The sequence below is a fragment of the Phormidium sp. CCY1219 genome (assembly GCF_035615515.1).
Lineage (GTDB): Bacteria > Cyanobacteriota > Cyanobacteriia > Cyanobacteriales > Laspinemataceae > CCY1219.
The window spans coordinates 1-8,408 of the sequence record NZ_JAJENT010000208.1; the positions used below are offsets into that span (position 1 = coordinate 1).

At 53.9% G+C, this 8,408-nt stretch carries 5 protein-coding genes; 3 read left to right on the forward strand and 2 right to left on the reverse strand.

The window, feature by feature from the left end; genetic code table 11:
• The coding region (locus tag LKK83_RS01485; RefSeq protein WP_324628978.1) for a hypothetical protein at nt 1–696 on the reverse strand (696 nt) is incomplete at its 3' end.
• A 783-nt stretch (nt 697–1,479) separates the two neighbouring features.
• Here LKK83_RS01485 and LKK83_RS01490 point away from each other — a divergent pair.
• From LKK83_RS01490 to LKK83_RS01500, 3 genes are read left to right on the forward strand one after another with little or no spacing between them, the layout of a single operon-like run.
• On the forward strand, nt 1,480–4,047 hold the full coding sequence (locus LKK83_RS01490; RefSeq protein WP_324628979.1) for a CHAT domain-containing protein: 2,568 nt from the start codon (nt 1,480–1,482) through the stop codon (nt 4,045–4,047).
• Between the two features lies 1 nt (nt 4,048).
• Nucleotides 4,049–4,342 carry a hypothetical protein gene (locus tag LKK83_RS01495; protein ID WP_324628980.1) on the forward strand — a complete coding sequence of 98 codons (294 nt, stop codon included), beginning with the start codon at nt 4,049–4,051 and terminating at the stop codon, nt 4,340–4,342.
• Nucleotides 4,329–5,069 carry a DUF928 domain-containing protein gene (locus LKK83_RS01500; protein WP_324628981.1) on the forward strand — a complete coding sequence of 247 codons (741 nt, stop codon included), beginning with the start codon at nt 4,329–4,331 and terminating at the stop codon, nt 5,067–5,069. Before LKK83_RS01495 ends, LKK83_RS01500 begins: the two co-directional genes overlap by 14 nt.
• A gap of 5 nt (nt 5,070–5,074) precedes the next feature.
• On the opposite strand, the gene LKK83_RS01505 is transcribed toward LKK83_RS01500, so the two are convergent.
• Nucleotides 5,075–8,032: a filamentous hemagglutinin N-terminal domain-containing protein gene (locus tag LKK83_RS01505; protein ID WP_324628982.1), complete on the reverse strand. Its 2,958-nt coding sequence runs from the start codon at nt 8,030–8,032 to the stop codon at nt 5,075–5,077.
• Between the last annotated feature and the right edge of the window lie 376 nt (nt 8,033–8,408).

The window sequence follows — 8,408 nt, forward strand, 5'->3', positions numbered from 1 at the left end:
AGTCGGTGCCACCTCCGAGGGTTGTGCTTCGCCGTCCAATTCCTCAGTCGGTGCCACCTCCGAGGGTTGTGCTTCGCGGTTCAAGTCCTCGGTTGGTGCCACGGGTGCGGCGTCGGTGGGGGGTTGTTGTACCTCGCTTTCGGGAACGTCTGTATCTGTATTTGCAGGGGCAGTGGGAGCGGCGGGCGTCTCCGGTGGCGGTGCTTCTTGCGCCGGCGGAGGCGCTACGGGGGTTTCCGGTTGCGGTTGGGCGCGATCGCCGGCAGGTTGTTCCCGCACCGGCACCTCTCTTTCGATAATGGTTTCTCTTTCGATAATTTGCGGCTGAGTGGGTTCAGTTTGGGGCTGGGTGGGGGCGGGAACCGGGGTGACTCGATCTGTGCGATCGCCTAACCACTCCCATTGCGTCAGGATATAAAACGCAAATAACGTCACCCCAATCAGGGAACCGAGGATAATCCCCAGGAGCAAACCGCGCGATATATTGTCGCGATCGCCCGAGTCTACTTGTCGCGATCGCTGGGTTTCTCCTGCATCCAAATAACCATCGCGATCGATTCCCCTTTGGCGAACGTTTTCCCCGGTGTCGCTACTGGGTGCTTCCGCAGGCGGTATGCTCACTTGTGCGTTTCTTTGAAAGTCACTATTGACTTCTGGTGGCACTTGGCTCGTATTTTTTTGCTCGTTGGTTTTCATTTTTTGCCTTCCTTCTGATTGACAGTTTCTAGATTCGCCCTTTGATGGTCTGGATTTTTTCAACTTGCGAAAATCTCCGGAATTAAAGGAGATAAAAAGAGTGGTAAAATAAAAGCCATGCTGGATTGAATTGTGCATTCCGCGCGACGATTGCTCGACTTTTTCCCAATTGTTTTTTTTGGGAACAGCAAGCATTGTGCTTTCCGCTAAAGGGCAGGACTCGAATTTTAGGAGAATTAGAGCGGATTTTAATTCTTTGGCAATACCCAACAGCGGGTTTGGCGATTGCCCTTGGTGCGGGAATGGCAGGAGTCACCCTCGGGATCGTCCCCGTACAAATTCCTAATACCACTGTTTGTTTGAGTTTAGTTTACCAGAAAAACACACGGTTTTGTATCTTTCGTAAGAAATATTTTAGAAATTCCAGAGTTATAGCCCGCTTCCGGGGTTTACCCGACGGGCAATTCGCGCTCCGCTCCCACTGCCAGGGGGTTAAATTTTAAAAAATGTTAATTATGCATGAAGATTGATGCTTTGAGCTGATAAGCTAAAAGGTTAGGTTAATCACTTTGAGGCGGGGTGAAGCGGAAAAAGTTGAGCTTCAGGAGAATTCTGGAATAGGGAGAGGCGATCGCCATTTTGGCATAGCATGCGAAACCCGCCCCCACCCAGGCAAGTGCCGATTTTCGAGGTGCTAAGCAATTGGAGAACCACGGTGAAAATTCATTGAAAATCAACCGATCGCCATTCGTGCTGCGTTAAATTCCACAAAGGAAGAATGCAATGAGATTTTATCGCCATCTGGGATTAGCATTGTGGGGATTTTTACTGGTGGTGGCAATTTTCCCCTTGCCCCTCCATTCTAGCGGGGTTGCATTTTTGTCCGGGTTCCCACCCGCGATCGCCCAATCTCCGGCGCGGTTGTCCCTCCTCGATCGCGGGCAACAACTGTACGAAGCGCAGCAATTTGCCGCCGCCATTCAAGTGTGGCAACAAGCCGCCGCCGAATTCGCGCAAACCCGTCAAACCCGGCACTTGGCGCTTACCGAAAATTATCTGGCGATCGCCTATCAGCAATTAGGGCAATGGGATGCCGCCGAAACTGCACTCAACCGCGCATTAAACGCCAGCAAAACCCTGGGCGATACCGCGCTTGAGGCTCGAATTCTGAATGCAAAAGGCACGCTTTACTTCAAACGAGGCAACCCAGAAGCCGCCTTAGAAACCTGGCAGCAAGCCGAAGTTTTCTATCGCAACTCCAACGATACCGAAGGAATAATTACCGCTCAAATTAATCAAGCCCAAGCCTTGCAAAGCATGGGATTGTACCGCAGGGCGCGGATTCAGTTAGAACGACTCACCCAACAGCTTGCCTCCTTGCCCGATTCGGACTTAAAAGCAGCAGTATTGCGAAGTTTGGGAGGAGTGTTTCAAGTGGTGGGAGATTGGCCGCGATCGCACCAAGTTCTTTGCCAAAGTTTAGAAATTTCTCAACGGCTTAATTCTCCCGCAGATATCGCCGAAACCTTGATGAGATTGGGCAATACCGCCCGAGCCAGGAACGATGAAGCTGCCGCCATTCAATACTACAAACAAGCCAGGGAACAAGCAAATTTTCCCCTAACAAAAATTCAAGCGCAACTTAATCAATTGAGTCTCTATATTGCCAGCAATAGCCAATCCGAAGCCCTCGCCATTGTCAGAGAAATTCCCGAGAATTTTTCGGCTTTACCCCCCAGTCGAGCGGCGGTTTATGCCCGGGTAAATTTTGCCGATAGCGCGATGAAAATCAGCCAATGGGAAGGAGTAGAATCGCCTAGCAAAGCCGCGATCGCCGAACAGCTTGCCGCCGCAATTCACCAAGCCCAACAGTTAAACGATTCTCGGGCAACGGCTTATGCCTTAGCACAATTGGCGCATTTATACGAACAAAGCGAACGACTGTCCGACGCCGGGGAATTGATTCAACGGGCAATGGAGTTTCTCGCAGACAGACCAAATGCCGAGGGAGATTTATGGGCATTGTTGCAATGGCAATCGGGACGAATTCTCAACGCGCAAGGGAAGATTAATGAGGCGATCGCAGCTTATCAACAAGCCATCCAAACCCTGGAATCTTTGCGTCAGGATTTAGTCGCCGTTGATTCGGAAGTACGCTTTACCTTTCGGGATGAAATCGAACCGATTTATCGTCAGTTCGTGCAATTGCTCTTGCAAGATGTGGATAGCTTATCTCCCGCAACCCAACAACAACGACTCGAAGCTTCTCGAAAAGCGATCGAAGCGTTGCAATTGCGAGAATTAGAAAACTTTTTTCAAGAAGCCTGCGAAACCTATCAACCCAAACCCATCGAAGAGATCGATGCCCAAGCGGCGGTGATTTATCCCATCTTGCTCGACAATCGATTAGAAGTCATTCTCTCCATTTCCGGACAGCCGTTGCAACATTACGGCAGCGCCCTTTCTGATGCAGAACGGGGGCAATTTTTTCAAGACATCCGTCAGTATTTAAACCCGATTTTTCAACCCCAAGAAATCTTACCGACGGCGCAAAATTTGTACGAGCGCTTAGTGCGTCCCGCAGAACCGACTTTAGAATTGCACCCGATTGAAACCTTAGTCTTTGTTCTGGATGGATTTTTACGCAGTCTTCCCATGTCGGTATTGCACGATGGGAAACGGTTTTTAGTGGAAAAATACAACATTGCGTTAACCCCCGGGTTGCAACTGCTGGAATCTCGAGGATTATCCGAGTCGCGCCTGGATTTGCTGATGGGAGGATTAGCTGTAGCGCGGCAAGGATTTACGCCCTTACCGGGAGTAATTGGCGAAATCGAGCAAATCGAGCGATTGATTTCGACTCACATTCTTTTGAACGAAGAGTTTACCAAAAATCGGTTAGCAAATCAAGTGGAATCGCGACAGTTTGATGGAATTCATTTAGCCACCCACGGACAATTTAGTTCTAAAGCGGAGGAAACCTTTTTGTTAACCTGGGACGATCGCATTTATGTGAAAGATTTAGATAGTCTGCTGAAAAATCGACGCAATAGACAGGCGATCGAACTGTTGGTATTGAGCGCTTGTCAGACAGCGAAAGGGGACAACCGCGCCGCCTTGGGGTTAGCGGGGGTGGCGGTTCGTTCGGGGGCGCGCAGTACCTTGGCGACTCTGTGGTCCGTGCAGGATGATTCCACGGCGCAATTCATGGCACAATTTTATCGCCTGCTGCGCCAAGGAGTACCAAAAGCGCAAGCGCTGCGAGAGGGGCAATTGTGGTTGTTAAAGAATTCTAAATACCAGCATCCTTATTATTGGTCGCCATTTGTGTTGGTGGGGAATTGGCAGTGAAATGGATTACCTGGATCGGCGATCGCGATCGCGGGTGGAACCGATCCACTGCATCGCCAATCATCAAATTGTCTTGCACAATAGAGTAGAGAGGTCCTGGGGCGAGGGATCCGTCTCGGGAAAGGATTTCGGTTCTGCGGTTTCCCCGAGGGAGATTGCCAGGGTTGTGCGATCGCTGGCACCTCAAGTCATTCTCGGCGAGACTTCCAGCGATCGTGAAGACTCGCAAACCGCAGCATCGGAAAACAAACTCGATTACAGACTATCGGAGAAGGAAAACGATGCGTTGGTCTAATTGTTGCAAACTTTTAACCGTCGGGTTAGCGTTAGAATTGTTGTGCGTAAATCTGCCGGGGATATCTCGCAGCGCCACCCTAGCTGGGGAATCCCCCCTGACGAGACAACCGGTGGTGTTCGAGGAAAACTTTGAACCCCCCGGAGAGGGACACCCGGACGATACAGCGGGGGCGGGGTCGCGGGATGGAGTGCGATGTGCCGCCTCGGAACCGGCGATGCGGGCGATCGTGCCGCCGCGCAATTACGGATTGACCCTAGAAGAACATCCCCGGGTGTTTGTATATATACCAGAGACTACCGCACAACAAGTCTTGTTGGCCTTTAAAGATGAGTCCGGGGACTATTACCAGCGGGCATTGTTACCCATTGCAGAAACCGAAACCATTGTGAGTTTTCGATTGCCGGAAGACGCGCCCCCGTTAAGCGTCGGCAAAAATTATCAGTGGGTTTTGACCGTGATTTGCGGCACAACGCCGACCCCGGACGATCCGGTATTCAGCGGTTGGGTACAACGGGTAGAGCAAACGGCGGAGGTGGAAAAAGGGCTGGCGGGGAAACCCGCCGAGGAACAAGCCCAGTGGTATGGAGAACGGGGGTATTGGTACGATTTAGTGGCGAGTTTGGTACAAGCGCGGCAAACCCATCCTGAAGATGGCCGCATCAATGCCCAGTGGGAAAGCTTGTTAGAATTGGCCGGACTCTCGGCGATCGCCGATGAGCGTTGATAGGGTTAAAATTGCCGCCCCCGCTTGCAAGTGAGGCGATAGGGAAGCCCCGAGGCGGCTCTATGTGCGATTAACTCGATAGCGCCGCGATCGTTGACAATCCAACCGCGCGCCTCTACCGGGATTCGATAGCGGGTCCGATCGCTCTCCGGGAGCGGCACATGTGAGACGTCGGGTTCCTCCGGCAGAGGGCGCAAATCCTGGACGAGAACTTCCCCGCGCAGGATGCCGCGCGGATCTTCCGGCAATCCTCCGCGTCCCACCACCGCGAAGTGATTGCCCTCATCTGCCGCACATCCCGCCACCATCTCGCCCATCGGTTCCCAAACGCGATCGGGCAATAGTGCCAATGCTGCCTCGGGATTCACGTCTGGCGTATTGATTTCCACAATCCCGCTAAACGACGGACCGAGTTTGGAAGAGGCCATAATATCGCTTTCCGGCGTAGGAAAGGGGCGAAATTCTGCGCCCACAATGCCGCGCGCGTGAATGATTACCCGTCCGCCAAAGTTATCCAGGGCATTGGCGCTGATATCGCTATTTCCCAGGGCGGTGAGAATATCGGTATTGAGGGTAATGTTACCCCCCGTGGCGTTGCCTCGGGCGTTCGTGGTAATGCGCGATCGCTCCTGCAATTGAATGTCCGGACTGACCACAACAATATTGGCTTGCGTGCCCTCGATGCTTTCGGCGCTCAGACTGCTATTGTATAAGCGCACGGCATCGGCACGCACCCGCAAGTTACCCGCCACCCCTTGGTTCTGACTGCTCACCGACAGTTGCGCCCCCTGCTGCAAACTCAGGGTTCCGGTTTCCACCGTCAGCGAGTTCACGTCGCCCAATCCGGGAGAACTGGCAAAAATCCCGCTGGGATAGCGTTTGCCCGATTCATCGCGCACCAACTCCGAGTCGATATCCGCCTCGAGGGTTTCCCGCACCGGAAGAAAGCCGATCGCTTCAATCGCCTCCCTCGCCCGGACGAATACGCTTCCCCCGGAACTTTCTCCCAATGTTGCTGCCGAAATTTGAGCGCCATCGCGCAGGATTAACCGGGACGTGTCCACCACTATATCTCCTCCTTGGCCGACCGATCCTCGATCCGTCTGCGCCACGAAGCGACTGGGAAATCCCTCGGGAGAGAGGCCGCTGAGTTCCACTCGTTCCTCGGCGCGGATAGTGAGATTGCCGCTGTTCCCGATGCCTTCGGTGCCTACATTAATTCTCGCCCCGTCGCGCAGGATCGACCGCCCGGTTTCGATGGTAATGTTACCGCCGTCTCCCCTGCCGCCCTCTTGGACGGCGGTAGTGAGTTGAGAGGGGGGTTTACCCGGTTCTTGCCCGATCGCGGCAACTTCTTCGGTGGCGCGAATTACGATATTGCCGCCTTTTCCCTCACTGAATAAATCTGCCGCGATAATCCCACTCTGGCGCAGGGTGAGGCGTCGGGTATCGATAGTGATGTTGCCGCCATTGCCTCGGCTGGCTCTGGGATCGACGGTGGCCAAAATGCCGCCGAGTTTGTTGAAGTGATTGCCCCGATCGCTGACTTCGATGGTATCGGCGGCGATCGCAATATCTCCCGCATCTCCACTGCCGGCAGCTAGGGTGGAAATCACTGCCCCGCCATTCACGGTTAGGGTGTGGGTGGCGATCGCGAGCTGACCGCCACTTCCCGCACTGATGGTCTCGCTGCTGACTCTCACTCTGCCGTTGAGGGTTATCTCCGGTGCCTCTAGGGTTAATCTCCCCGCATTTCCCGTGGCCTCCTCTCGGGAAATGGTGCTAACGCCTGTGTTAAAGCGGTTTGGCCGATTTTCTGCTGGGGGCTCCCCTTCTCCCCCCGGTGGCGGCACCGACTCCTCTCGGGGGAAGGGTTGGGTGGAAGCAAAATCTACTTTTTGTGAGGCATTCAGAATGAGGTTGCCGGCATTCCCCTCACTAAGCGTCTCGCTTACTACCACGGAATCGCGCAGGATAACGGTTCCGGCGTCGATGATAATGTTGCCTCCCCTGCCTCGGGAGTTCGGTTTCAGGGTGGTCATAATTCGGCTGTTTCCACTCGCTCTTATCGTATCTGTGGCGCTGATGTAAATATCTCCCCCCACTGCCTCTGCCGTACCCAATCCTTCCTCGATTCCCGCTGACAAATCGCTAGCGGTCATGGCGAGATTTTGAGTATAAATTGCCAGGTTGCCGCCGCCTTCACCCACGATACTGGCCCTCGAGTCGGACAGGCGCACATCGGCGCGATCGCTTGCGGGCAACTCCCGGGTGTCTCCCGTGAGGGCAATTTCTCCCACGTCGGACAAGCCGGCGATCGCGATTTCTCCCCCCGGCGCGCGCAGGGTGGCACCGGTGAGGCGCACTTCCCCCCCCAGTAAGCCCAGGGTTTGTCCCGGTTTTACCGCTAGATCCGAGTGTTGCACGGCGATCGACCCGGGCGCAGACCCATATTGCAACCCGATGGGAACATTCACAGACAGCAAGGGGGCGCTGTCTGTGGGGCTGCTGCGGTAAAGCGCGCCATCGGGAAAGGCGATCGCCTCCGCACTCGAAGCAAAAAACGACCCGCCCACATCCAGACGCGCATTCGGTCCGAAAACCACCCCGTTGGGATTGATTAAAAACAGATTGGCACCCCCTTTTACCCCCAAGGTGCCGAAAATCCGGGACGCATTGCTCCCCGTCACCCGCGTTAAAATATGGCCAATCCCATTTGGGTTGGCGAAAAAAACTTGTTGTGTATCGCCGATATTAAATTCTTGGAAACTGTGGAATAAATTACTGCCCCGTCTCGCTCCCCCTTCGATGAGAAATTGTTGCCCGGGTTGTGGCACGATCGCAGAGGATTCCGTTCCCAAGCTGTTGTCGGGAATCAGTTGCGCCCTCGTGCCCACAGGAACCGCGATCGCCGCGATCGCGCTCCACCCCAAAACGGTCGCTAAATGGCGGTAGTAAGACATGGCCTTGTCCTAATCTGCGATCGATTTCATCATATCGCAATCCGCCATCCTATTGTCATCTTTCTCCCTTCACAATCCCCGTCGGCTTCCTGAATCAATTCCTCCCATCGGAGGGTATTCCCTCCCTCCTAAAGACTCCGCCTCCCCCCAATTAACTCAGCCAAATCATTTGCACCCTTGCTGACCCCTTTTCCCCAATCTATCCCCCAATCCACTGGGTTTAAGGACAGGGCACTGCCCTGTCCTTACAGGTAAAAACGATACCACTGGAGGATTGACAGGCGCTTTGCCGGAAAAAAGGCAGGATTAATTGTCCATCTGCGCCTGCAATTCCCGGACTTGTTCTAAAGACAATCCGGTAAATCCAGCCACTCGC